Genomic DNA, 24731 nt, shown 5'->3' with positions numbered 1-24731 from the left:
CACTTAGCTTAACAGGTATCAATTCTCGCTCAAGTGCAAATAATTCAGGCACACATTTCCCCTGTCTAGGTTTTGCCTGCGTCAAAACCACCAACCACAAAAAAGGGGCCTAAGCCCCTTCTCTTCTGTCGCCCTATCGCTAGTGACGCACTATCCAGTGAGCCAAGGTATCGAACAATTCATTGAGCACGATAGGCTTAGTGATATGGGCATTCATACCCGCCGCCAGACTCTTTTCTCGATCGCCCGACATGGCATGGGCCGTCATGGCGATCACCGGCAGCTCCTCCTTCGAGTAACGCTTACGTAGCTCTTTGGTCGCCGTCAGACCGTCCATCACAGGCATCTGGATATCCATCAATACCGCGTCGTACTGCTTGGCATCCACCATATCCAATGCAATCTGACCATTTTCGGCCACATCCACCTCATAACCCGCGCTCTTAAGCAGCTCGGTGGCCACCTGCTGGTTAATAAAGTTATCTTCCACCAACAATATCTGCCCCGAGCCCGTGGCATTGCCCTCTGCGGGCAGCTCCACCGCCGGATTGATCTTCGGCTTGTCGATAAAGGCGGCGATGATCTCGTCAAACAGTGCCGAAGCCTTAAATGGCTTTTGCAGCATGGCGTAGATATCGAGATCGTCCAAGTCTTCCTTAAGCGGCTCGGAGGCGTAGGCGGTCATCATGATGATCACCGGGCGCTTCTCAAGGCGACCGTCGGCCACCATGGCATCGAGCGCTCGAATCACCTCTATGCCATCCATCTCAGGCATCATCCAGTCCAGCAGCAGGAGATCCACCGGCCTGTGTTCCAGTTTATACAGGGCCTCGGCACCATTGGAGGCGGTATCCACGTCGAAGTGGAAGTCTCGCATGGCGGTCGAGTAGATCTGTAGCGCCGTCGGGTTATCGTCCACCACAAGTGTCTTCAGATTACCTATCACCTCGGGCACGATAAGCGGTTTCACCTCGGCCTCTTCGGCGATCTCGAAGCTGATGGTGAAGCTGAAGGTACTGCCGACCCCCAATTCACTCTGCACCTGCATAGTACCGCCCATCATGGACACCAGATGTTTACTGATGGAGAGCCCTAGGCCTGTGCCGCCATATTTGCGGGTGGTTGAGCCATCGGCCTGGGCGAAGGCATCGAACAGGCTTTCCTGCTGCTCCTTGCTGATCCCTATGCCGGTATCACGCACCCAGAACTTGAGGGTAATGCGATGATCGCGCTCGCCCACATCTTCACAGCCCAGCTCTATTTCACCGCTCTGGGTAAACTTCACCGCATTGCTGAGCATGTTGATCAACACCTGCCCGAGACGCAGCGGATCCCCTTCGAGGATCAAGCCTGCAGTGACTGGGGCGTAAAGCAGTAATTCGACGCCCTTCTCTTGAGCCTTGAGGGCGTTGAGATCCAGCGCGTGATCCAGCACCTTATCCAGTGGGAAGGCGACTCGTTCAAGCTCAAGCTTACCGGCCTCAATCTTAGAGAAATCGAGAATATCGTTGATGATCCGCAGCAATGATTGCGCCGAGAAACCGGCCTTATCCAGATAATCCGCCTGCTGCGGCGTCAATTGGGTGCGACTGGCCAGCTGCAACATACCGATAATGGCGTTCATCGGCGTGCGGATCTCGTGGCTCATATTGGCCAGGAACTCACTCTTGTAAAGGTTGGCCGATTCGGCGTCCTGCTTGGCTTCCAGCAGCGCCACCTCGTTACTCTTATGACGGGTAATATCCTTATGAGTACCCACCATACGCTTAGGTTGATTGTCAGCAGTAAACTCCACCACACGGCCACGGCTGAGAACCCAGTGATACATGCCACTCTTACCGCGCATACGGAACTCAATATCATAGGCACCGATAGGATCGGCCAAATACTGCTCACGATACTCCTCGACGCGAATGCGGTCATCGGGATGCACCAGATCGTCTATAGTCGACACCAGGGCCGGGAACTCATTGCTCTTATAGCCGAGCATGGTGTAGTAGGCCGGGTTACAGATGATCTGCTCGGAATCCAGATACCAGTCCCACAGGCCATCTTCTACCGCGTCCATCGCCAGATGGTAACGCTCCTCCGACAGCCTGAGCTGCTCGGCAGATTCATATTCACGGGTGACATCACGCCACACGGCGATAAGGCCCAGCAGCTCACCGCGACGGTTGTAGAAAGGCAGCTTAAGCGTGTCTAGCAATACTGGCTTACCGGCCAGCTCGACCTTCTCCTGATACCTAAGCGGCGTGCGTTCGGACAAGACACGCTCATCTTCGGCGCGAATACGCATCGACTGCTCGTTGCTGGTCATCGCCAACGTATCCTGACCTATCATCTCGCTCTCAGTAAAGCCCAGCATGCGCTCGGCCGACTTGTTACAGCCAAGACATTTACCCTCTTTATCCTTGAAAACAATCGCCTCAGGGATAGAGTCGAGCAGGGAGCGCAGCAAAGCGTATTCCCGCTCTCGTCGCTCTGTGGTCTCTCTCAGTCGTTCGGTGCGCCGCGCCACCAGATTATCCAGGCGGCGGTTCTGCTCGGCCAAGTGCCGTGTATACTGCTGGTTTTCTTCAAATATTCGACTCACCAGCTGGAACCAGGGTTCCCAGCCTTGGGTGATCTTGGCGGGTGGCTTGCGCGGCTCCTGAGAACACCCCTCGAGATGCGACAAGAGGCGAGAAGCAGGGTTAACGAAAGAGCGGCGGGTCTGCCAGTGCACTATGGTCACCAGAACCGACAGGGCGATCACCACGAGCAGGAAGGTCAGCTCAAGCTTCTCCCAGGAATCTTTGAACAGTTCATTTTCATCCTGCAGATAGAGCAGACGCCAAGGGGCATTTTGCAGGGCCACCGAGTGAATATAGTAACCGTTGCGCATGATCCCTTCGTGGGCATCGAACAGCTCAGACTCGGGCACAGAGTGAAGCGCCGAGGGGATCTTTTGGCTGATATGGAACACCCGATTGATGTCGGCGGCGTTGATATCGCTATGAGAGAGAATATTGTTTTGCTGATCCAGCAAGATAACTGTGCCCGGCATCTTGAAGTAGAGACGGATCTGCTTATCCAGGGAGGAGAGCGTCATATCCAGGTTAATGGAGCCGATAAACTCATCTTCCAGATAGATGGGCACACCAACTGTCGTCAACAAGCCCTTGCCGTTGGGCTCTACGTAGGCCGGACTCCAGGCCACACTGCGCTGAGGGTTCATGGCTGGGGTGACCAGCTGGAACTGCTGCTTCTTCAGCAGTTCATCGCGAAAGCGCTGCTCATCTGATGGCCAGGGATAGTAAGACATCATCCTGTGCTTGGAGATGTAATAGATAGAGGAGGCCTTGGGGGCCGCCTGTCTGGCGACCGGGAAGGAGAGCGAGAGCTCGAACAGCATCTCCAACTCCTGATAGAACTTATCGCTGCGACCATTGAGCGACCCCGCTCCGGTAATGCGCCCCATGTTGGTAAAGGGTTTACCGCTCTGGGCATAGCTGGGTTCTAAGGTAAAAAACTGACCGCTTTCATTAAATTTTTCATATTGGGGCAGGCGGTCGGTACGCACTAACTCACCCAGACGCAGGTGATCCACCGCCACATTGCGCAGGCTCTTTACCGCGCGGATGCTGGACTCCAACAACAAGTCGATCTGCAATACATGACGCTCAACCAGCTCTTCGCGCTGATCCATCATCTGCGTCTTCTGACGCTCGAAGAAGATCCAGGCCGTCAGCAACGCCATGATGATCACGCCGATATAGGTATAAAAAACCGCGCGATTATAGTTTTTTTGAATCGGAGACTTAAGCTGTAAGTCCGGCTCTGTCGACTTCATTGATTACCTTTGAAAACAAGAGTCTGCCCCAGGACTTTACCTGAGCGGCGCATCATATTCTGCATATAGTATCAGGAAGCCAGCCCAATGGAATACAAAGGGCGACCGCTTTTGCCAGAATGATCTCAGTCCGCCAAAGAGTTAGCTGCAAACACCCCAAAGTATTTCAGCCTCAATCCGCTTGGAACGGCTGCCTATATTTAGACAAAAGACTCCAATTAAGGAGTCTTTTAGTCTTCACCCACTAGAGGTTTTCCTCGGCAAATTCTGCCAAACGAGAACGCACCACGCCATTGAGGTAGACGTTGGCACTGCCATCGAAGTTTTTAAAACGCTCGACGATATAAGTGAGTCCTGAAGTCACCGCCGTCAAATAGTTAGAGTCGATCTGCGCCAGGTTACCGCTACAGATAAGCTTAGTCCCCTCGCCCATACGGGTGATCATGGTTTTGATCTGAGATGCCGTCAGGTTTTGACACTCATCCAGTAATACCACGGAATTTTGTATCGAGCGGCCGCGCATGAAGTTAATCGATTTAAACTGAATGTTGGCCTTATCCATGATGTAGTTCATGCTGCCGCTTGGGTTAACATCATGTTTATGCAGTACCTCTAAGGTATCGGTAATGGCCGCGAGCCAAGGCGCCATCTTCTCCTCTTCGGTACCGGGCAGGAAGCCGATAGACTCGGCGATCTCAGGTGTATTACGGGTGACGATAACCTTTTCATAGAGACCGCGCTCTACTACCATCTCCAGTGCCGCCGCCATGGCCAGTAGCGTCTTACCACAACCTGCGGGACCTGTGAGGATCACCAGATCGATATCCGGATCCAGCAGTGCCTGCAACGCCATCCCCTGATAGATATTCTTAGGTTTAATTCCCCAGGCATCTAAGTTAAGCAGGCGATCTCGGCCGAGATCTAAAATCTCCAGCTCCTGGTCGTTATTGCTCAGCACTCTGCCGCAGAAGTTAGAGTCTTCGTCGATCAGATATTGGTTGGTATAGAAGTTCTCTTCACCCACCTCTTTAACAGGCACTCGGTGTACCGTATGACGGCCTTGTCCCTCGGTATTAACATGTTCTTTGCGCGCCCAGAAATCTCCCTCAAATTGATGGAAGCCCTTGGTTAGAAAACGGATATCATCGATCAGTTGGTCGGTACGATAGTCTTCGACCAGATTAATGCCAGCGCCTTTTGCCTTGAGGCGCATGTTGATGTCTTTAGTGACCAGCACCACGTGGCGCGGGGCAAACTGCTTTTGCAGATGCAGGGCGGTGTTAATGATGCGGTTATCGTTGTTGTCGCCAGGCAGGGATGCCTGTGTAAATTCGAGTTGATGGTCGGGGAAAATTGAGAGGGAACCTATGGCGTCACCGTGTCCTTCACGTTTGGGCAGGGGCACCCCGCTAATAATCTCTTCGGGGGTGGTCTTTCCGCCGAGTATGTCTTCCAATGCTCGAATGGCGACTCGGGCATCTCGGCTAACATCTCGTTTTCTGTCTTTGATCTGATCCAACTCTTCAAGGACAGTCATGGGGACAACTACATCATGTTCCTTAAACGAATAAATGGCTAAGGGTTCATGCAGTAACACATTGGTATCCAGTACAAACAACTTCTTGTCGTTTTGTTCCATGGCGCCTCCACTTGTGCGTAGGGGATAATATTTTTAGTCGGGCAAACTCAGTGGGTCATTAGCCTCCTTTTCTATCAGTCTGGTGATGCGCAACAAAGCACATAGGGGTTAAATCCATACTGACACCAAAATCTCACGGCTTCAACGGAAACTTGCCCAGAAAATCGCCCGACCCAATTTGAGACTGGTGGCCTAAAATGACAATAAGATGACAAGGCGGGCGCAGTGGTTCTGATTGGGTAATTTGTAATCTAATTAGAATTTTTAACGAGGCAATTACGGGGCAGATATGTTCGACATCATAGCCCCGATTGGATAACATACGCGCCCTTTCGTGATTCACCCTGTAGATGAGAATTTGTAAATGCCCTTTTCCTTAGGTCAACGTTGGATTAGTGATACCGAATCGGAACTCGGTTTAGGTACCGTCGTCGGATTAGAAGGCCGTATGGTTACCCTGATGTTTCCCGCCACCGATGATACCCGCATGTTCGCCCGCGACGATGCCCCGCTAACCCGAGTGATCTATAACCCTGGCGATACCGTTGAAAGCCACGAAGGCTGGAGCCTGACAGTCGAGCAGGTGGAAGAGAAAGACCAGCTGGTGATCTACCATGGTATTCACAGTGAAACTGGTGAACAGGTCAGCCTGAGAGAGACTCTGCTCAACCACAATATTCGTTTCAACAAGCCCCAGGACAGACTGTTTGCCGGCCAGATCGATCGTCTCGACCGGTTTGGTGTGCGCTACCAGAGCCAGCTGCTGCGCCACAAGCTAGCCACCTCAGATCTGCTGGGACTTCAAGGGCCGCGTGTTGGCCTTATCCCCCATCAGCAGTGGATTGCCCATGAAGTGGGCCAGCGTTTTGCGCCGCGCGTGCTTTTAGCCGACGAGGTGGGCCTAGGTAAGACCATCGAAGCGGGCCTCATCATACATCAGCAGCTGTTGACCGGCCGCGCCGAACGTATCTTGATCATAGTGCCAGACACATTGCGCCATCAGTGGTTAGTCGAAATGCTGCGCCGCTTTAACCTGCGCTTCTCAGTCTTCGACGAAGACAGATGTGTCGAGGCCTACGCCGACCATGACAACCCCTTCTACACAGAGCAGCTGGTGATCTGTTCACTCGAGCTACTGCGCAAGAAGAAGCGCCTGGATCAAGCCCTGGATGCCGACTGGGATCTTATGGTGGTCGACGAAGCGCACCACCTGGAGTGGACCGAAGAGGCACCGAGCCGCGCTTACCGCGTAGTCGAGGCCCTGAGTGAAGTGGTTCCCGGCGTACTGCTGCTGACCGCGACCCCAGATCAGCTGGGCCATCAGAGTCACTTCGCCCGTCTGCGCCTGCTGGATCCGGATCGTTTCTACGACTATCAGGCCTTCCTCAAAGAGGAGGAGAGCTATAAAGAGGTGGCCAGCGCCGCCGATGCACTCGCCAGTGGTAAGCGTCTGCCCGACGAAGCCGTTGCCAGCCTGACCGAACTGCTCAACGAGAAAGATATCACCCCGGCGCTGCGTCTGATTGAAGATGAGAGTGTCGATGACGAACTGCGCGAACAGGCACGCAGCGAGCTGTTACAGGAGCTGTTAGACAGACACGGTACCGGCCGCGTGCTTTATCGCAACAGCCGTGCCTCGGTGAAGGGCTTCCCGACCCGACTCTTCCATGCTCACCCGCAGACCATGCCAACCCAATATGAGACGGCTGCCAGAGTCTCGGCCATGATGGGCGCAGACACTGATCTCACCGCCAAGGTGAAACAGGCCCTGAGCCCAGAGAAGCTTTACCAGGCGTTCGAGAGCGACAGCGCCAGTTGGTGGAAGTTTGATCCTAGGGTCGATTGGTTAATAGACTTCCTGAAGAACCATCGCAGCAAGAAGGTGCTGATCATCGCCAGCCAGGCAGAAACCGCCCTGAGCCTGGAAGAAGCACTGCGTACCCGCGAAGGGATTCAGGCCACCGTATTCCACGAAGGCATGTCGATCATTGAACGCGACAAGGCAGGCGCCTACTTTGCTCAGGAAACTGGCGGCGCCCAGGCACTGATCTGTAGCGAGATCGGCTCAGAAGGCCGTAACTTCCAGTTTGCCAGCCATCTGGTGCTGTTCGATCTACCGCTTAACCCTGATCTGCTGGAGCAGCGCATCGGCCGTCTTGACCGTATCGGTCAGGCCAACGATGTCGAGATCCATCTGCCCTACCTGGCCAATACGGCGCAGGAAAACCTGATGAATTGGTATCACAAGGGGCTCAATGCCTTCGAGCAGACCTGCCCAACCGGCCACATACTGTTCAACGAATTTTCCGAAGAGCTGTTGACCCAACTGGTCTACCGTGACGATGACCAGTTTACCCAGTTGCTTAACCACACTCAGACACGTTACAAGGCGCTGAAAAAGGCGATGGAACAGGGCAGAGACAAGCTGCTGGAGATCAACTCTCACGGCGGCGACAAGGCGCTTAAGTTAGTGGAGAGCCTGGCGGCGCGGGATCAAGACACAGGGCTTATCGGCTCGGTGATCCGTCTGTGGGATATTATCGGCGTAGAGCAGGAAGATAGCGGTGAAAACGCTATAGTACTGCACCCGAGCGAGCATATGATGTTCCCTACCTATCCGGGTCTGCCCGAAGATGGCATTACCGTCACCTTCGATCGTGAGATGGCGCTGTCTCGGGACGATATTGCGCTGATCACTCAGGAACACCCTCTGGTACAGACGGGGCTGGATCTGATCACCTCATCGGAAACCGGCACCACCAGCGTGGCGGTGCTCAAGAACAAGGCGCTACCTGCAGGCACCATCTTCCTGGAGCTGATCTATATGGCCGATGCCTCGGCGCCCAAGGCCAGCCAGCTTTACCGTTACATGCCACCGACTCCGGTGCGCGTGTTACTGGATAAGAATGGCAACAACCTGTCGGAGAATGTCAGCTATGAAAACTTCGACAAGCAGCTCAGCGCGGTCAATCGTCATATCGCCAGCAAGTTGGTGAATGCCTCACAAACCCTGCTGCACCCCTTATTTGCCAAGGGTGAAGAGTTTGCCCAAGCGGCGCTGCAACAACTGACCGACGAAGCCAGAAGTAAGATGACCCAGCAGCTCACTGGCGAGCTAGAACGTCTTGAGGCGCTAAAAGCGGTTAACCCCAACATTCGTGACGAGGAGCTTGAGCACCTGAGAAATCAGATGAGTGAGCTCAACAACTACCTGGATGGCTGTCTGCTACAACTGGACGCCGTGCGTCTGGTGCTGGTCAGCCACGCCTAATTGGGCCTCTAAGCCTCTACTGATGGCACTGACCTTTCTGGTCGGTGCCCTCTTCTTTCCTCCTCATTTTATCGCCAACGGCAAGCACTTAGGCTTATACTGAGGACATAGCCAACCCTATTTAACCCTAGCCATATTGCCTAATCGCCGATGAACCTACGCACCATACTCCTAAGCCTACTCCCCCTGTTCGTCCTTGCCCAAAGCAATGCCGCGTCCGATTATGATTATCTGCCACCCAAGGAGGTGACTAAGATTAAGCTGGGCGAGCAGGAGCAAGCGGTACTGATTCGTCCCTGGCTGGGCCGCCATCAACATGGCGCGGCAATATTGCTGGGAGACTTGGGGGAAGATGCCGACCCAGATGGGCTAGTGGCCTTTCTCAGGCGTCAACTCGCCCCCAAGGGCTGGGCGACCTTAAGCATTGAGGCGCCAGAGAATGCGGTGCAGCCTAACCATATTACTGATGCCGGTGAGATCCCCAAACCGGGTGAGCAGCAGCTCAGCGAAAAGGGCAATCAAAGCCTGCCTAAATACAGCCAGCAAGCCTGGGCAGCACTCAGAGAGAAGCAGAAACAACAGTTGAGTCAGACCCTGAACCAACTCGACAGCTTAGGTCAGGCCTATCCGGGGAAGCGAATTTTGATCGCTAATGGGCAGAGTGCAGGACTGGTTATCGAAATGCTGGCAGGCGCGGCGCTGCCTAGCCCAGATCTATTAGTAGTGATCAACCCTTACCTTGAGCTAGAGGCGGAAAATCGCGAATTACCCACAACCTTGGCCAAACTTGAGCTGCCTGTGTTGGACATTCAATCGCCCGATGCCTTTCCCGCCTCATTGACGACCCAGCAAGTGCGCAAAGCCCTCTCACCTATGGGACAGCCTTTGCGCTATGAACAGCAACTGCTGGCGCTGAATCTCGATCAGCCCACCGCCTGGCAGGAGGTATTGACCTTAGTTCAGGGATTCGCCCAGCGTATCCAGCGAGCAAATCCCTAAAGGCTTAAGATTATTTCTTATCTTTACTCAGCATCAAGGCCAGCGCGATCAACACCACGATGACGCCCATATAGAGCAGTTCGAGCATTGAGGTGGGCTTCATCTCGCTAAAGTAAGAGAACACCTTAATGATCAACATCATAAGGATCACTTTACCCAGCTTGCTCTTAAGCGAATCTATGCTGCTAATCACTAAGATCTTGCCACCAGCGACACTATCTTCTGCCGCCTGCAGGTTACTGATAAACAGTTCATACAGACCGAAGGCAAAAATCAGCAACACAGAGCCCAGCAGGAAGGTATCTAAAATCTCCACCACCACCATCACGAGATCGTTGCGCACATCGTAGCTACCCGTCAGCACATATTCCCATAGCAGATCAATCATATGGACCGCATCCTTGATCCCCATGATAAACACCACAAAGGCCGCCAACACGCAGGCAAACACCCCTATCATCACAGAGAGGCGGCTACTCCAGAGAAATCGTTCAAACCCTTGTCGCATTATGCTTGTATCCTTTATCAAAATTTGGCAGCGGGATACTAGCGGCCCTCAGCAACTTCGTCTTGCCCGGCACAGCGTTGTGTGAAGCAGATCACAGTGAAATTAACTTATACATCACAGCCTTAACGCCACCAAGCTTGGCGAATGCGGTAAGGACGGTCGGGATCTTTGGTCTGACGTAAGGCCGCAATAACCCGGTTCTTACCCAGCAATAGACGCACCTGACTTAAGGACTCCCGTGCCAACAGGCTACGCTCACCGGCGCGCCAGCTCTTATTGATGCTCAACTTAATCGCCGCAATGGCATCGGGAGAGGTCGTAGACAGTTGCTGGGCCAGTGCCTTAGCGACCTCTCGCGGCGACTCGCTCACCTGAGTCACCAGGCCAAAGGCCTTGGCCTGGTCGGCATCGATCACCTCGGCGCTCATGGTCAGTTGCATAGCGATATCCTTACCCACCAGATCCCTAAGCCCCACCAATCCGGCCATATCGGGCACCAGACCCCATTTCGCTTCCATGATAGAGAGGCGGCAATCGGGCGCAGCGATACGCATATCTGCGCCTAAGGCTATCTGGGTTCCCCCGCCGTAACAGATCCCTTCGAGCACACAGATCACAGGTACAGCCAGTCGGCGCCAGCCAATAGAAACCCGCTGAGCCAGGTTGGCATTGCCCGGTAGCCATTTGAACAGGAGTTTAATGGCCTGCACAGGCGATTTCATTACACTGCCTACATCGAGCCCTGAGCAGAAATTACCGCCACTGCCAGTTAAGATCACCGCCCGCACATCACGGCGTTTCGCGATAATTTTCTGCACCTTAACGATAGACTCAAACAAAGCATAATTGAGTGCGTTGTATTTTTCTGGCCGTGACAGCTCTACCCAGGCGATGCCCTGTTCTATGGTCAGTGTGACATGGGGATGTTGCATTCCTTTACTCCTCAAAACCTGCTACTGGTCAGTCCAGAAGGAATGTAACACATTTGGCAAATATCCCTAAAAGTTATAACATGGCAACAATTTTTGACGATTGTCAAAAAAATGTCACCCCGCAGTTTACGTCAGCTAATCAAGCTGATAGATAATGACATTAGGACAGAAGGTGTCATTTCTGTTGCCACGGAAAGATTCAAATGGTCACAGCTCGGGTAGATCCTTCGGCTAAATATATCGGCAGAGCCCCCCAGTAAGCCCAATATTTACCTCAGACAAACCAATAAATACTGCCTCTGGATGAAGCTTTTAAATACCAAGTAAGCGATTTGGTGTTATCTTCAAGAGTAAAGGCAGATGAGGATGTTATAACTAGATGTCGATTCCCGTACTCATATGCGATGACTCAGCTCTCGCCCGCAAGCAGATGGCCAGAACCCTGCCAAAAGAGTGGGATGTCGAGATCACCTTCGCCAACAACGGTGCCGAAGGTATTGAGGCGATCAGGGCCGGCAAAGGCGAAGTCGTCTTTCTGGATCTCAACATGCCTGTCATGGATGGTTATGAGGTACTGGAAACCATTCAAAAAGAAGATCTCCCCGCCTTAGTGATCGTGGTGTCAGGCGACATACAGATCAAGGCCCATGAAAAGGTAAAAGCCCTAGGCGCGCTGGATTTTATCCAGAAGCCGGTCAGTGCCGACGCCATCAGCAACATACTGCAAGAATATGGCATTCTCACCATCGCCCTGGGCGATCTGGACAGCGACACCCCCATGATAGAAGTGGATCTGCGTGATGCCTGTCAGGAGGTGGCGAACGTCGCTATGGGCCGTGCCGCCGATCTCCTGGCCAAGCTGCTGGATGTCTTTGTGCTCTTGCCTATCCCCAATGTCAATGTACTGGAAGTCAGCGAGCTGACCATGACCCTCAAGGCCACTGAGCAGTACGGTACTGTCTCCGCCCTGTGCCAAGGGTTTATTGGCGCTGGCGTCGCGGGGGAAGCACTGCTGCTGTTTCACGACTCCTCCTTCCAGGATATGGCCAAACTGATGGGACTGGCGAACCCGGAAGACACCAATACCGAAATCGAAGTGATGATAGACACAGGCAATGTGTTGATCGGCGCTTTTCTTAGCGGCATCTCAGAACAATTACACATGAAGTTTAGCCAGAGCCATCCTGTGGTGCTGGGCCGTCACTGCACGGTAAACGATCTTATTCACGACAATTCGGAAAAATGGGCACGGACCCTGGCGATGGAGATCAACTACCGTATCGAAGGCCATGATATTCAATGCGACCTTCTGCTGCTGTTTACCGAAGAGTCACTGCCAACGCTTAACTATAAGCTTGGCTATCTGCTGGATTAAGCTGGATTTTAAACATGGCATATGACCAAAGCGCGATGAACGAGCTCCACTGGCTAATCGATATGGTGCAAACCATAGAGGTTGGCTTGGTGGTGCTTGATCGCAACTACAACATCCAACTTTGGAATGGATTCATGGAGAACCACAGCGGTATCTCCCCCAACTCGATCAAAGGTAAAAACCTGTTTGATCAGTTCGATTACCTGCCCGCCACTTGGCTAAAGCAGAAGATGGAATCGGTATTTCTCCTCAAAAACCGCGCCTTTATCAGCTGGGAGCAGCGCCCTTATGTGTTTCAGTTCGGTAACTACCGCCCCATCACTGGCCGCGCCGACTTTATGTACCAGAATGTCACCCTGCTGCCGCTCTCTTCGCTGACCGGCCAGATCACCCATATCAGTATGATCATCTATGATGTCACCGACGTGGCGATCAACAAGTTGCAGCTCAAGGCGGCCAACGAACGCTTGGAACACCTGAGCCAGACAGATGGCCTGACCCAGCTGCATAACCGCCGTCACTGGCAGCTCTGTATGCAGAAGGAGTTTGACCGCCATACCCGCTACGGTGATCCCACAACACTAGTGATGTTAGATATTGACCATTTCAAACGGATCAATGACACCTATGGTCACATTGCCGGTGACAAAGTTATCCAGCATGTGTCCCACATACTGCGTCAGTCACTGCGCGAAACCGATTGTGCCGGACGTTACGGTGGTGAAGAGTTTTCCGTGGTGCTGTCAAATACCAATGCCGACTCGGCACTCTACTTTGCCGATCGCCTGCGTGAGAAAATTGCCGCATCCGAACTCAGATTTGAAAGCGTCATCCTCAAGGTGACGGTAAGCATAGGGATTTGCGGCATAGATGATCAGCTGAGCAATAGTGCCCAGTGGCTCGCCCAGGCTGACAACGCCCTCTACCAGGCCAAGCAACAGGGACGTAACTGCAGCGTCATCTTCACCCCCGATAATCCAGCCGATAACCCAGCCAAATGATCCACAAAAAAGCCCATCAAGGATGGGCTTTTTTGTGGCAGACGAGCAAGACGATGCTTAGTGGAAGCGAGAGTCTTCCTCTTCATACTCTTCATCGTCATCCAGCTCGGCGTCATCACCGATGAAGTAAGTGCCCCAACCGTCATAATCGACTTTTAATTTGGCTGCCAGTTGGATCAAATCCTCACAGGCCTTATCCAATAAAGCGACATCCAACTTATGATGGGCGATAGCGTCGAAACAGAAGATCACAGAACCATCTTCAAGCTCCATCTCTTCGGCATCGTTAACTTCAAACCCCATCTTAAAGGCCTCAACGGCAGCCTTCTCCAGTCTGTCGAAGTTAGACGCTGAAAAATGATGTTCTATGGTGTATTCAGCATCTGGCTCAGAACCATCGGCAAGAATCGCATCGACGATCTCCTGATTTTCCTGCTTCTGTTCCTGCAACTGACGTTCTGTAGACATGGATCTCTCCGAATAAAATAGTGTTCTAAATTAAATAGCTTTCTTGGCCATCAAGGCGCCAGCTTCCTGATTAAGCTGAGCCAGTTTTTCCGACATCATGGCATGAATTCGAGTAGAAAGCTCCTTGACCTGTGACTTGGCAAGCCCCTTGGTCTCTATCGGGTCCATCACCTCGATGATCACTACGCCATTGTTCCAACGATTAAGCTTGATATGCTCTTGGTTAGAGGCCAGCACTGGCACCATAGCCACACCGGCTTCGATGGCAGTGTGGAAAGCGCCCGACTTAAAAGGCAACAGCCCCTTACCACGGGAGCGCGTTCCCTCAGGGAAGATCCAGATTGAAAGGCACTTTTCTTTAATCTTCTTCGCCGTCTGCGCCATGGTCTCGAAGGCGCGATTACGGTTATTACGATCGATCAAAATATTGCCCGACAGCCAATAGATCTGACCGAAAAACGGTATCCAGGCCAGACTCTTCTTGCCCAGACTGACTGTCCCCTTAGGGACAGCGGCCGTATGGGTAAACATATCGAAATTATTCTGGTGATTCGCCAGAAAGATACAGGGCTCGCTGGGCTCCACCTTAGGCTTACGCACTACCACTTTTACACCCAGTACCGGTGCGGCCCAGGAAAAAAGCTTGGCAAACAGGTGCACATTGTCTCTATGGCGCGGACGCAACAGACAATAGAGACCACCAAAGACAAAAGCCAGCAACAACATGATGGCTAAGATCAGAGATCTGAAGATTAACAGCACAACTTACTCCTGTGATTTCAGTGGCGACATTATAGCAGCAGCTTTTTTGACTTACACCTGTAGTCTTAAGCTCACATTCACCCAGCGCCACGCCCAGCGGTTATTGCTCAATTAAGCCTTGGAAATATCAGCGAAAAAGAAATTATTAGCGAATGGCTTCGAGGAAAAAAAGCGAGAATCACCCCATGGGCAACTCCCGCTGATTTCATACTAAGGGCTTTTTATATCGAATTTACTCGTTAGCCTTTTACTTTGTAATCGAGCTTTCTCGAAACAACTTAGGCTGCAGCAGACGAAATAGCACGGCACTCACCGCCAAGGTGGCAACAATCGCCGCGCCACTTGGCAGGTCAAAACTGGCCGATAAAAACAGACCGACCCCATAGCCTAATAGGCCAACCAAATAAGCCATCGGCCATCTGATTTTGCCCTGCATCTTGTTAACCGCCAACGCCGGCAAGATCAGCGAGCTGAAGACCAGGTAGACCCCCACCAACTCCACCGACAGGGTGATCACCAGAGCAAACAGGAGATAGAATCCACCACCATTGAGTATCGCAGGCCTGATGGCAATCACGGCCAATACCAACGCCGACACCACGGCAGGTAATGCCAATTGCGACCAGGTAACCCAAAGGATCTGCCCCGACATCAACTGTTTTAACATCTCGGCCCCATGGGGGTCATTGGAGAGCAGCAGCATGGCCGCCACCGCCGACAACACATAGAAACAGCCGATAATCGCCTCCAGTTCATCGGCCATACGCTTTGCTAACCAGGCGATAAACCCCGCCCCAAGCAAGGCAAACAGTGCCGGCATCCAGACATTGGCGTAAGGCAGGTGCTCCAGCTCATGATTAGTGTGGCCTATGATAGCCCCCAAAGCCGCCACCTGAGCAATCGCCAGATCGATAAAGATGATGCCACGTTTTAATACCTGACTGCCCAGCAGCACATGGGTGGAAAGCACCAAGATCCCCGCGGCCAGAGCGGGTAACAAAATAGACAAGATATCGAGATCAAACATGATTGGGTACCGATAAAAGCTGACAACGACGCCGATTGCTCGGCGCCGTCTTGGCTCTGGATTAGTGGTTCACACCGAGTAGCAAATGGATCACGCTCTCATACAGGCCAAATAGATCCTGAGCGTCATCGTTGCCGCCAACTGACATAGGCAAGGTTACCACAGGCAAGCCTGTACGCTCTCCTAACCAGTGTGCACCGCGTTCATCCTGATAGGAGGCGACAATAATCGCCATCACATCTCCCTGCTGGGCTCGCCCCTGCAGGTGCGCCAGGTGTCCTGTGCTTGGCGGCAATCCAGGCTTAGGCTCGAGATCGCCAACCTGCTCCAAACCCAACCAATTGAACAAGTAACGGAAGCTAGTGTGATAAGCGATCACCTTCTTGTCCTTAAGTGGTGCCGCCAGAGATTGCCAACGAGGAATAGCTTCCTGCCAACGCTGGCTAAAACCAGCCAAGGCCGACTCATAGGCCGCACGGTTGTCAGGGTCAAGTTGCACCATTTTAGCCGACAGCGCGCTCGCCACTTCCAGCAGACGCTCAGGGTCAAAATGCAAATGAGGATTTCCCTGAGAATGCACATCCCCCATGCTACGATCCACCTTATCGAGTTGATCTAAGGTCTGAGTATGCTCTGCAGCAAAGAAGAGTCCCTTATCGGTTGAGCGCACCTGGGCGTTGGCCGATTTCATCTGCAGCATAGGCAACCAACCGACTTCGAGATCGGCGCCGGCGCACACAGCAAGATCCGCCTGGCGCATCTTAGCAATCAAACTAGGCCTTGCCTGTACCTGATGAGGATCTTGCATCGCCGTCGTCGCGGCGTAGATCTTAGCATCTGGCGCCAACTCCTTGGCCAAAGCGGCATATTCAGGTTCGCAGGCAAAAATATTCAGTTTTGCCTGCGCACTGCAGGCAAAGCTCAGCGCCAGCGCCGCAGCGCCAGCCTTAAGATAGTTAGAATTGATGCGCACCGTGAGCCCCCAGAGTCATAACATATTGAAGCGTAATAATATTATCGTCTGAAATACCTTCAAAATTAGTACCTTGCTGATTGGTATATTGCAGGCGTACCGTTGAGAAATGACTGTGATGCCAGGCCAGGCTGACCTCAGTCTCTTTCAGTTTTTGGGCATCGAAGTGCTCATCATGCAGCAGGTGAGTATCGACCTGACCATAACGCAGACCCGCCGACCAGTTAGGCGAGAACTGGTAGACAGTACTGACATACCAACCTGTGTGTGCATCGGGCTTTGACGTATCGTGATCCTCGGCTATCTCTTGGTCATGGTCGTCCGCAGGGGCATAATCACTGACACGGAAATACTCGCCGCTCAGGGTCAGATGCTGATACTTATAGTTCCCTTGAGGTGCCCACTTATAAACGAAATCAGCGATATAGGTGTTCTCACCCGTATACTTGGCCACATGGCTATGATCATGGCCCTCCTCTTCGACCACCACCTCTTCATGCTCTTCCTCGGCGGTCAAACGGCCATTTTCATTGCGCAGGTAGCTCAGGCCCAGTAGCCATGAGCTGCTCACACCGATATCGCCACCGAGCTTAGTATAGGCCGTATACACACCCACATTCTTAAATTCGCGCTCACCATGTTCATCTTCGGCGCGCATACCATCACCTTTAAAGGCCTCGATACCCAAGGTCCAATAAAGATCTGTGGGTGCCACATAATCCAGGCGCACACCGTCATCAAAGTAATGGCTGCCTAAAAAGGCACGGTAAGCCGCAGGACGATCAGAGAAGGCATCTGTATGCACATGCTGGTTATTCAGGTAACCAATATCTGACAGGAAACGACCGCCACGTATGGAGAAGCCACCAGGCATAGCTAGCGTCTGAATAAAGGCCTCTTCGAGCCCCAATTCAGTTTCACCTTCATGTATCTCGAGAATAGCCGTCAACTTGCCATAAAACATATCATCGATATTGGCACTCAGTGCTAACTCAGTATGGCCCAGGCCAAAGCCTTCGACACGTTCAGCCATAGGACGTTCGCCGCTCTGATAGTAGCCATCGAGCACGGCGCTGATCGCCGGATTAGTCAGAGTAGGATCGGCAGCAAAACTCAGGCTCGGGACCAGTGCACAGGCAAGCGCGATTGCTGAATAGCGAGCATTCAAATTCATCATAATATCTCCAAAAATACACAAACGACTCTGCTGCCAATTGGCGCAGAGTAATAAAATATTGATTTTTTTAGGTATTACGAATGCGCTGGCGGAGCGCGACTCTGGAAATAAACGACATGGACGCTAGCAGAACCTAACAGCTCACGCTGCGGCGCTTCCACCGAGAGACTAGGCAGACTAAAACTGAACTCACCTACAGGTAAGGCACTGTTTAATTGCAGTTTTTGGATACATAAGGTGCAGTGTGTCTTCGCACCATCATCATCTATATGTTCTAGGCTATGAGCCGGAGCCAAGACAGACAAGCAGAACAATAGGGCACTAAGCCATATCGCTACTCCTCTTACTTTGCCTTTAACCGTCATTGCCATGTGCTCATGCTGTGAACATTGAAATTGCGACCAAGTTTAGGGATAAGAGAAATGAAGTCAAGCCAGAAGTGGCAGCGCATCGGAGTGGAATGTAACAAAAGTTATTCTAATATTTTACTTACATGTAGCGCCAAAGCGTGTTCCCTGTCACAGTGGCCTGGCTAAAATTAAGTCTGACTTAAGTTACCCACACTAATATAAGTGTCATAAACTGAAGGGGGAATCTGCCCCCAGACAATATTGACGGCTAAAGGAAAATACCAGCATGAAAGAATTTTTTCGTGAGAATTTCAAACTCCTGTTTTGGACATCGATTTTCTTTATCGCCATCTTAGGTGGCATCTACTATGTCGAGTCAGCACTCGAAGCCCAAGTCCAGGTGATTGAATAAGCCGTCGAATAAATCGCTTTTCGCTGGTCCCGGCCAGCGATCCCACCCGTTCTGCTAAACCACTCAATGCGCGATGACACTTACCGTAACAGCACTTACGCCGTAACAGCACTTACGTCATTGCACTCACGTTATTGTGCTGGGATTAACGATACTTCCGCCTGTGTTCACTGTCATCCACCACTTTTTGTGGCGGCGCCTGCATCACCTTGAGATGGTCCATCATATGACTTACCAAGAGTATCATTGCCGAAAAGATCGCTACCGCTGTCGTGAGGTTACGCCACTCGGGCATAAAGTAGCCCACGAGCAACATCGATAGGCCCAGATAAAACCCTAAGATCTTCAATCGCATCAAGATGGCACTCTTCCCTAGCCATGCATCACAATGAGGACATTGGATCTGAGACGCTAGCCCCTTGCCACGTTGGGCTGCAACACGATCGGCGCGAAAAGAGTGACTACAATGAGGACACAACACAACAAATTCTCGAATTAAGCTAAAGAGTGCTAGTCTACCAGATTGCGCCGCGCCGAGTTGTCAATTTACAGCGCAGGTAGAAGAGATTATGATCGCTGCACTAGCTAACACAGGACGGATATTATGTTACGCACCCTAGCCTTGGCTCTGATGGCGATAATGGCACTGGCAAACTTGTCCGCCAACGCCCAAGAGACTACCCAGCCCCCACAACCCTTTGTCGAACTGACCCAACTGCAACACACCATAGATTCAGATATCGCTAAACTTGCCAATACACATGGTGAGATGAAGCAGTTTATCGAGTACCGCATTAAGGAACATGCCCAGCAGCTGCACGACAAGCTCAAGTTATTGATGGCCCAAGAGCCACTGGATAAAGAGCAGCTGTTACCTTTAGTGCAAAAGCATCTGGCCTTTATCGACAAGGTGAGTCACTACTACGCCGATGATATCGCTCAATTTAAACAGCAGCTTGGCAAAAATGACGATAACAACGTCATGTATAAATTGGCGATGCGTGACCGGGAGCGCGACGAGATCCTCAGTGTTAAGTATGAGACGCTGACCTGGTTAAGCACCCTGGGCGAAGATACCCAGGCAGCTAAGGCAAAACTGACCGAGCAGCTGTTAAAACGTTCAGACATGCTCAACAGCCTGGTTCATTTTACCCAGGACAAGCTCAAGCTAGCGGTGGACGAAGCCTCCAAGGCGGGTAAGGATGTCACCAGCGAACAAAAGGCACTGGTCACCAATCTCAATGAGCGCCTCAGCCTCACCAGCACCAGTCTGTCGATGGCAATCGAACTACTTGATGGCCTCAACCAGGATACGGCCAACCTAAAACAGACCCTGTTTAGCATCTCGGGAGATATCACCCAAGATGTACTCAATGTCGATGTCGCCAGCAACCTGCTGGATCAGTGGTGGAGCAAGGCTAAAAGTCAGGCACTGGACAATGGGCCAGGCCTGCTGTTTAAGCTGTTTATCTTTCTGCTTATCCTCTTCCTCGCTCACCTAGCGGGCAAGGTGGTGCAGCGGATCGTTAAGAAGATGGTCAGCAACTCCAAGCTTAAATTTAGCAAGCTACTACAAGACTTCTTCATCTCACTGTCGAGCAAGACGGTATTTGCTCTGGGACTGATGATCGCCCTGTCACAACTAGGCTTTGAGATTGGTCCATTACTGGCAGGTTTCGGGGTTGCCGGTGTCATCATAGGTTTTGCCCTGCAAGACACACTATCAAACTTCGCCTCGGGCATGATGATCCTCATCTATCGCCCCTATGACGTCGGTGATCTGATCAATGCCGCCGGCGTGACGGGCAGGGTAAGTCAGATGAGTCTGGTATCGACCACCATCAAGACTCTGGACAACCAGCGTTTGATCATCCCCAACAACAAGATCTGGGGTGACACCATCAACAATATTACCGTTGAGCATCAACGCCGTGTCGACATGACCTTCGGCATAGGTTACGGCGATAACATAGAGAAGGCCGAAACTGTGCTGCGTGGCATAGTGGATAAGCATCCTAAGGTGCTTAAGCAGCCTGAGCCAACGGTGAAGTTACACCTGCTTGGCGAGTCCTCGGTGGACTTTGTGGTGCGCCCTTGGGTGAAACCGGAAGATTACTGGGATGTTTACTGGGATATTACCCGAGCGGTGAAGATGCGCTTCGACGAGGAGAAGATCTCGATTCCGTTCCCGCAGCGAGATGTCCATATCTATCAGACAGACAAATAAAATCAAAAGCGCCTGCAATGCAGGCGCTTTTTTTACTCTATTGTCCTAATTAGGCTAGGCCGGTTATCTCACCGCGCTCATCGATATCGATATTCAAATAGCCGGGACGGATCCCCAAACCTGGCATAGTCATCACCTTACCCACTAACGCCGTGATAAACCCTGCGCCGGCATTCAACTTAAGTTCAGTGATGGGCAGCTCAAAGCCTTGCGGCGCGCCCTTAAGCTTAGGATCATGGCTAACCGACATAGGCGTCTTGGCGATACAAAGCGCCAGCTTGTCATAACCCTGGTGCTGCAACTGAGCCAGCTGCGACTTGGCCTTATCGGATAAACTAATGCCACTGGCACCATAACCGGCCTCGGCAATGGTCAGCAACTTAGCTTCAATGGACTGATCCGTATCATAGAGATGATGGAAATGATTGGGCTGCTCGGTGGCGCGCACGACCGCATGGGCCAAGTCCACAGCGCCCTCGGCACCTTGAGCAAAGGCCTCACAGATCTCACAGGCAAACACACCCTCTTGCAGCGCGCGCTCCCTTAACCAGTTAAGCTCTTGCTCTGTATCGTCGGCAAATCGGTTGATCGCCACCACAACAGGTAAACCATACTTACCCACATTGGCGATATGCCAGCTGAGGTTGGCATAACCGGCAGCAAGCTTATCCATCTCGCTTAAGCCTTCATCACTGACGTGTGACTTTAGCGCCTTAATGGTCACCACCAATACAGCAGCATCAGGCGCCTTGCCCGACTGACGCGCCTTGATATTACAAAACTTCTCAAAGCCCATGTCGGAGCCAAAGCCCCCCTCGGTCACCACGATATCTGCCAGCTTCAAGGCGATATCATCGGCAATGATCGAGGAGTTACCGTGGGCGATATTAGCAAAAGGACCTGCGTGGATAAGACAAGGGGCACCGCTTAGCGTTTGCATAAGGGTCGGTGAGATAGCCTGACTCATGATGGCTGTCATGGCACCTGCTACCCCAAGATCCTCGGCACTGATATAGTCACCTTCGGTATTTTGCGCCAGCACAATGCGGCCGATTCGTTCACGCAGATCTTTGAGATCCCGGCTCAGTGCCAAGATAGCCATGAGCTCAGAGGCGGCGCTGATATCGAAGCCTCCCTGGTGTACAGGCCCATTGACCTCACCTAAACCCACAGTGATGGTACGCAGGCTACGTTCATTCTGGTCCACCACCCGGCGCCACAGGATCTGCTCGGGATCGATATTTAGCGGCTCGAGCCCCGATTGCTCACGAAAGGCATCACAACCCAAGCGCTGCTCATGATAGAGACGCGCATCAATGGCGGCTGCCGCCAAGTTATGGGCGCTGGTCACCGCATGAATGTCGCCGGTTAGGTGCAAGTTTAAGTCTTCCATCGGCACCACCTGAGCCATGCCACCACCGGCGGCACCGCCCTTAATGCCGAACACTGGGCCCATACTCGGCTGGCGAATACAGGCACAGCTTTTCTTACCTATGGCTTGGAGGCCTTGGGTAAGGCCGATACTGGTTACGGTTTTACCTTCACCAAAAGGGGTCGGCGTCACCGCGGTGACTATCACTAACTTACCTTGTTTGTTATCTTTGATTCTGTCGGTGATGGTCAGATCGACCTTGGCCTTAGTCTTGCCGTAAGGGGTTAATTCATTGGGCAAGATCCCGAAAGCCTGGGCGATATTTTCTATGGGTTGTAAGCTGGCTTGGCGTGAGATTTCGATGTCAGTCAGCATATGGGCTCCTACGATAAATAAGAGAGGAAAAAAGCGAGCTGAAGCGAATATAGAGCAAATAGTGCTCGCAACAAACCTATTCATTGCCACTGTCAGCGTTAATTAAGGATTTATGAATCTAAATCAATAAAATGATTATTAGTGAAAAAAATTAATCCAAACGGAGCCTCAGATGAGTCAGCAAAGCTTTACACTTTCCCCCTTTATCGCCGGTTTTTGGCGTCTCGATAGCTGGCAGCAATCGCCACAACAGACCCTGGCACTGATTGAACACTACCTCAGCCTAGGCGTGACCAGCATGGATCACGCCGACATCTATGGCGAATACAGCTGTGAAAAGCTGTTTGGCCGCGCCCTGGCGCTCAAACCTTCACTAAGGCAACAGATGCAGATAGTCACCAAGTGCGGTATCAAGCCCGCCTTTGCCTCGACGCCCGATCGCTACGTCAATCACTATGACACCAGCTACCAGCATATCCTCTCGAGCGTCGACAACTCACTGCGCGCCCTGCAGGTCGAGGAGATAGACCTGTTGTTGATCCACAGGCCCGATCCCCTGATGAATGCCGACGAGGTGGCACAGGCCTTCGAGCAGCTCTATCAAACCGGTAAGGTGCAACACTTTGGGGTATCCAATTTTACGCCATCCCAGTTCGATCTATTGCAGTCTAGGCTGGAGCGACCTCTGGTCACCAATCAGCTAGAGATCTCGCCGCTCGCGATGCACACACTAAGCGATGGCACCCTGGACCAATGCCAGCAGTACCGCTGCTCGCCTATGGCCTGGTCTTGTCTGGGGGGCGGTGAGATCTTCAATAGCCAGAGTGAACGTGCCCAAAGGCTACGTCAGACCCTGAGTCAGATTGCCGCGAATCATGGCACCGATGATATCAGCCAGATCATCTATGCCTGGGTAATGGCCCTGCCCGCCAAACCTAAGCCCATCATTGGCAGTGGTAACTTAAGCCGCATCAGTGCTGCGGTTGCCGCTAGCGAGATAAGCCTGGACAGGCAGGAGTGGTTTAGCATCTGGCAAGCCTCCACCGGCCATAGCGTCCCCTAAGCAAGATCAAAAAAGCCAGCAAGATGCTGGCTTTTAACGATTCAGATACTAGCTTAGTCGTGAAACTTCACCTGACCTGTCAGGTGAGGTCTACGCCCCTTAGCGTCACGTAATTCAAACATCAAGCCGCCGGCTTCTTCGGTCTCAGAGTCGAAGCTCACCTTAGCTGGCATCAGCAGAGGCAACTTAAAGGCCACCTCGACGCTACAGGGCTTGTCACCTATCTTTGGCATCAGCTGGGCCACACTTCTTGCCTTGGACCACATGCCATGGGCCAGAACGCGATCGAAACCGAAACGCTTAGAGAGCACAGGGTGAAGGTGAATAAGGTTATAGTCGCCCGATGCCTTTGCATAACGGCGACCAAGATCTTCGCTCAGCTCCCAGTTGATCGGATTTTCCCAACTCATAGGGCTTGCCTTAGGCGGACGGACACGCTTGCCATTACCTTCGATACGATAGAGATAGGTCGACAGCGACTCCCACACCAGTTCGCCAGCCACAAAGGCGCGCGATACCAGTTCAAACTCCAGACCTGAATCTGTCATCTGACTACTGGTCAACTCACACTCGAGATCGAACTGTTCGTCCACGCGAGTGGTGCGGTACTGTGTGATGCTGTTCTTCAGGTGGATCATTCCCAGCAAGGGAAAGGTAATCGCATCTAAGGTAAAGATGCTGGCATGCAGACGAAACACCATGACGTAAAGATAGGTCAGAGGAAGCTGCTGGCCATCAAATTCGAAACCGCAGACCTTAGCGTATTGAGCGACCTTATCGGCACGCACAGCCACCTGTGGACAGGTCACTTTGACATGGGGTAGAGGTTGCTCATCCCAGCCTGGCTTTCGGCCAAAAAAGATCTTGCGATAAAGCGACAACAACGACGGCATCGCCTTTAGTTCAACACAAATTTCTTTATCCACGCTATCCAAACCCTTCAAACTTTACTCTGCCTAAAATTGCAA

General features: G+C 52.2%; 20 protein-coding genes. 7 read left to right on the top strand and 13 right to left on the bottom strand.

The window, feature by feature from the left end; genetic code table 11:
* Positions 1 to 139: 139 nt before the first annotated feature.
* Together CFF01_RS02235 and CFF01_RS02230 are read right to left on the bottom strand one after the other, a co-directional pair.
* Entirely contained in the window at positions 140 to 3832 is a 3693-nt protein-coding gene (locus tag CFF01_RS02235) for a response regulator (protein WP_033539014.1), read from the bottom strand.
* 244 nt (positions 3833 to 4076) lie between these two features.
* Positions 4077 to 5471 carry a PhoH family protein gene (locus tag CFF01_RS02230; RefSeq protein WP_088903715.1) on the bottom strand — a complete coding sequence of 465 codons (1395 nt, stop codon included), beginning with the start codon at positions 5469 to 5471 and terminating at the stop codon, positions 4077 to 4079.
* 364 nt (positions 5472 to 5835) lie between these two features.
* Here CFF01_RS02230 and rapA point away from each other — a divergent pair, with 364 nt between their 5' ends.
* Together rapA and CFF01_RS02220 are read left to right on the top strand one after the other, a co-directional pair.
* A complete protein-coding gene (gene rapA, locus CFF01_RS02225) occupies positions 5836 to 8742 on the top strand; it encodes an RNA polymerase-associated protein RapA (RefSeq protein WP_088903714.1) in 2907 nt (968 codons plus the stop codon).
* Positions 8743 to 8892: 150 nt separating this feature from the next.
* The gene (locus CFF01_RS02220) at positions 8893 to 9741 is read left to right on the top strand and encodes a DUF3530 family protein (protein ID WP_088903713.1); all 849 of its coding nucleotides are present in this window, start codon (positions 8893 to 8895) and stop codon (positions 9739 to 9741) included.
* Between the two features lie 10 nt (positions 9742 to 9751).
* On the opposite strand, the gene CFF01_RS02215 is transcribed toward CFF01_RS02220, so the two are convergent.
* Positions 9752 to 10249 (bottom strand): YqhA family protein, encoded by a 498-nt coding sequence (locus tag CFF01_RS02215; RefSeq protein WP_033539018.1) that lies wholly within the window; start codon positions 10247 to 10249, stop codon positions 9752 to 9754.
* A gap of 122 nt (positions 10250 to 10371) precedes the next feature.
* Positions 10372 to 11181: a crotonase/enoyl-CoA hydratase family protein gene (locus tag CFF01_RS02210; protein ID WP_088903712.1), complete on the bottom strand. Its 810-nt coding sequence runs from the start codon at positions 11179 to 11181 to the stop codon at positions 10372 to 10374.
* Between the two features lie 379 nt (positions 11182 to 11560).
* On the opposite strand from CFF01_RS02210, the gene CFF01_RS02205 reads away from it, so the two are divergent.
* Together CFF01_RS02205 and CFF01_RS02200 are read left to right on the top strand one after the other, a co-directional pair.
* The gene (locus CFF01_RS02205) at positions 11561 to 12556 is read left to right on the top strand and encodes a response regulator (RefSeq protein WP_088903711.1); all 996 of its coding nucleotides are present in this window, start codon (positions 11561 to 11563) and stop codon (positions 12554 to 12556) included.
* A gap of 14 nt (positions 12557 to 12570) precedes the next feature.
* Positions 12571 to 13557, top strand: coding sequence for a GGDEF domain-containing protein (locus CFF01_RS02200; protein ID WP_088903710.1), 987 nt, complete (start codon positions 12571 to 12573; stop codon positions 13555 to 13557).
* Between the two features lie 57 nt (positions 13558 to 13614).
* Here CFF01_RS02200 and rraB read toward each other — a convergent pair whose 3' ends face one another.
* The 6 genes from rraB to CFF01_RS19100 form a co-directional block, all read right to left on the bottom strand.
* The gene (gene rraB / locus CFF01_RS02195) at positions 13615 to 14025 is read right to left on the bottom strand and encodes a ribonuclease E inhibitor RraB (protein WP_033539022.1); all 411 of its coding nucleotides are present in this window, start codon (positions 14023 to 14025) and stop codon (positions 13615 to 13617) included.
* Positions 14026 to 14055: 30 nt separating this feature from the next.
* Positions 14056 to 14787 (bottom strand): 1-acylglycerol-3-phosphate O-acyltransferase, encoded by a 732-nt coding sequence (locus CFF01_RS02190; RefSeq protein WP_033539023.1) that lies wholly within the window; start codon positions 14785 to 14787, stop codon positions 14056 to 14058.
* Positions 14788 to 15034: 247 nt separating this feature from the next.
* Entirely contained in the window at positions 15035 to 15814 is a 780-nt protein-coding gene (locus tag CFF01_RS02185; RefSeq protein WP_088903709.1) for a metal ABC transporter permease, read from the bottom strand.
* Positions 15815 to 15875: 61 nt separating this feature from the next.
* A complete protein-coding gene (locus tag CFF01_RS02180; protein WP_088903708.1) occupies positions 15876 to 16787 on the bottom strand; it encodes a metal ABC transporter solute-binding protein, Zn/Mn family in 912 nt (303 codons plus the stop codon).
* A complete protein-coding gene (locus CFF01_RS02175) occupies positions 16771 to 17964 on the bottom strand; it encodes a membrane protein (RefSeq protein WP_033539026.1) in 1194 nt (397 codons plus the stop codon). The genes CFF01_RS02180 and CFF01_RS02175 overlap by 17 nt, the downstream gene beginning before the upstream one ends.
* A gap of 74 nt (positions 17965 to 18038) precedes the next feature.
* Positions 18039 to 18335: an ABC-type zinc uptake system zinc chaperone gene (locus tag CFF01_RS19100; protein ID WP_140946856.1), complete on the bottom strand. Its 297-nt coding sequence runs from the start codon at positions 18333 to 18335 to the stop codon at positions 18039 to 18041.
* A gap of 265 nt (positions 18336 to 18600) precedes the next feature.
* Here CFF01_RS19100 and CFF01_RS19345 point away from each other — a divergent pair, with 265 nt between their 5' ends.
* The gene (locus CFF01_RS19345) at positions 18601 to 18726 is read left to right on the top strand and encodes a hypothetical protein (RefSeq protein ID WP_258311744.1); all 126 of its coding nucleotides are present in this window, start codon (positions 18601 to 18603) and stop codon (positions 18724 to 18726) included.
* 145 nt (positions 18727 to 18871) lie between these two features.
* Here the strand turns inward: CFF01_RS19345 and CFF01_RS02170 are convergent, their stop codons facing one another.
* Positions 18872 to 19207 (bottom strand): hypothetical protein, encoded by a 336-nt coding sequence (locus CFF01_RS02170; protein ID WP_033539027.1) that lies wholly within the window; start codon positions 19205 to 19207, stop codon positions 18872 to 18874.
* 123 nt (positions 19208 to 19330) lie between these two features.
* On the opposite strand from CFF01_RS02170, the gene CFF01_RS02165 reads away from it, so the two are divergent.
* A complete protein-coding gene (locus tag CFF01_RS02165; RefSeq protein ID WP_088903707.1) occupies positions 19331 to 20953 on the top strand; it encodes a mechanosensitive ion channel family protein in 1623 nt (540 codons plus the stop codon).
* 49 nt (positions 20954 to 21002) lie between these two features.
* On the opposite strand, the gene CFF01_RS02160 is transcribed toward CFF01_RS02165, so the two are convergent.
* A complete protein-coding gene (locus CFF01_RS02160; protein ID WP_088903706.1) occupies positions 21003 to 22700 on the bottom strand; it encodes a formate--tetrahydrofolate ligase in 1698 nt (565 codons plus the stop codon).
* 172 nt (positions 22701 to 22872) lie between these two features.
* Here CFF01_RS02160 and CFF01_RS02155 point away from each other — a divergent pair, with 172 nt between their 5' ends.
* Positions 22873 to 23763: an aldo/keto reductase gene (locus CFF01_RS02155; RefSeq protein WP_088903705.1), complete on the top strand. Its 891-nt coding sequence runs from the start codon at positions 22873 to 22875 to the stop codon at positions 23761 to 23763.
* A gap of 53 nt (positions 23764 to 23816) precedes the next feature.
* On the opposite strand, the gene CFF01_RS02150 is transcribed toward CFF01_RS02155, so the two are convergent.
* Positions 23817 to 24656: a MaoC/PaaZ C-terminal domain-containing protein gene (locus CFF01_RS02150; protein ID WP_088905852.1), complete on the bottom strand. Its 840-nt coding sequence runs from the start codon at positions 24654 to 24656 to the stop codon at positions 23817 to 23819.
* Between the last annotated feature and the right edge of the window lie 75 nt (positions 24657 to 24731).

Source organism: Shewanella marisflavi (genome assembly GCF_002215585.1).
Lineage (GTDB): Bacteria > Pseudomonadota > Gammaproteobacteria > Enterobacterales > Shewanellaceae > Shewanella > Shewanella marisflavi.
The sequence above is the reverse complement of the archived record's forward strand: the minus strand, read 5'-3'. Positions and strand labels throughout refer to the sequence as shown.

Excerpts from the sequence above, each read along its gene's own strand:
- CFF01_RS02235 (WP_033539014.1), bottom strand. The coding sequence starts at position 3,832 with ATGAAGTCGACAGAGCCGGACTTACAGCTTAAGTCTCCGATTCAAAAA.
- CFF01_RS02230 (WP_088903715.1), bottom strand. The coding sequence starts at position 5,471 with ATGGAACAAAACGACAAGAAGTTGTTTGTACTGGATACCAATGTGTTA.
- rapA (WP_088903714.1), top strand. The coding sequence starts at position 5,836 with ATGCCCTTTTCCTTAGGTCAACGTTGGATTAGTGATACCGAATCGGAA.
- CFF01_RS02220 (WP_088903713.1), top strand. The coding sequence starts at position 8,893 with ATGAACCTACGCACCATACTCCTAAGCCTACTCCCCCTGTTCGTCCTT.
- CFF01_RS02215 (WP_033539018.1), bottom strand. The coding sequence starts at position 10,249 with ATGCGACAAGGGTTTGAACGATTTCTCTGGAGTAGCCGCCTCTCTGTG.
- CFF01_RS02210 (WP_088903712.1), bottom strand. The coding sequence starts at position 11,181 with ATGCAACATCCCCATGTCACACTGACCATAGAACAGGGCATCGCCTGG.
- CFF01_RS02205 (WP_088903711.1), top strand. The coding sequence starts at position 11,561 with ATGTCGATTCCCGTACTCATATGCGATGACTCAGCTCTCGCCCGCAAG.
- CFF01_RS02200 (WP_088903710.1), top strand. The coding sequence starts at position 12,571 with ATGGCATATGACCAAAGCGCGATGAACGAGCTCCACTGGCTAATCGAT.
- rraB (WP_033539022.1), bottom strand. The coding sequence starts at position 14,025 with ATGTCTACAGAACGTCAGTTGCAGGAACAGAAGCAGGAAAATCAGGAG.
- CFF01_RS02185 (WP_088903709.1), bottom strand. The coding sequence starts at position 15,814 with ATGTTTGATCTCGATATCTTGTCTATTTTGTTACCCGCTCTGGCCGCG.
- CFF01_RS02175 (WP_033539026.1), bottom strand. The coding sequence starts at position 17,964 with ATGATGAATTTGAATGCTCGCTATTCAGCAATCGCGCTTGCCTGTGCA.
- CFF01_RS19100 (WP_140946856.1), bottom strand. The coding sequence starts at position 18,335 with ATGGCAATGACGGTTAAAGGCAAAGTAAGAGGAGTAGCGATATGGCTT.
- CFF01_RS19345 (WP_258311744.1), top strand. The coding sequence starts at position 18,601 with ATGAAAGAATTTTTTCGTGAGAATTTCAAACTCCTGTTTTGGACATCG.
- CFF01_RS02165 (WP_088903707.1), top strand. The coding sequence starts at position 19,331 with ATGTTACGCACCCTAGCCTTGGCTCTGATGGCGATAATGGCACTGGCA.
- CFF01_RS02160 (WP_088903706.1), bottom strand. The coding sequence starts at position 22,700 with ATGCTGACTGACATCGAAATCTCACGCCAAGCCAGCTTACAACCCATA.
- CFF01_RS02155 (WP_088903705.1), top strand. The coding sequence starts at position 22,873 with ATGAGTCAGCAAAGCTTTACACTTTCCCCCTTTATCGCCGGTTTTTGG.
- CFF01_RS02150 (WP_088905852.1), bottom strand. The coding sequence starts at position 24,656 with ATGCCGTCGTTGTTGTCGCTTTATCGCAAGATCTTTTTTGGCCGAAAG.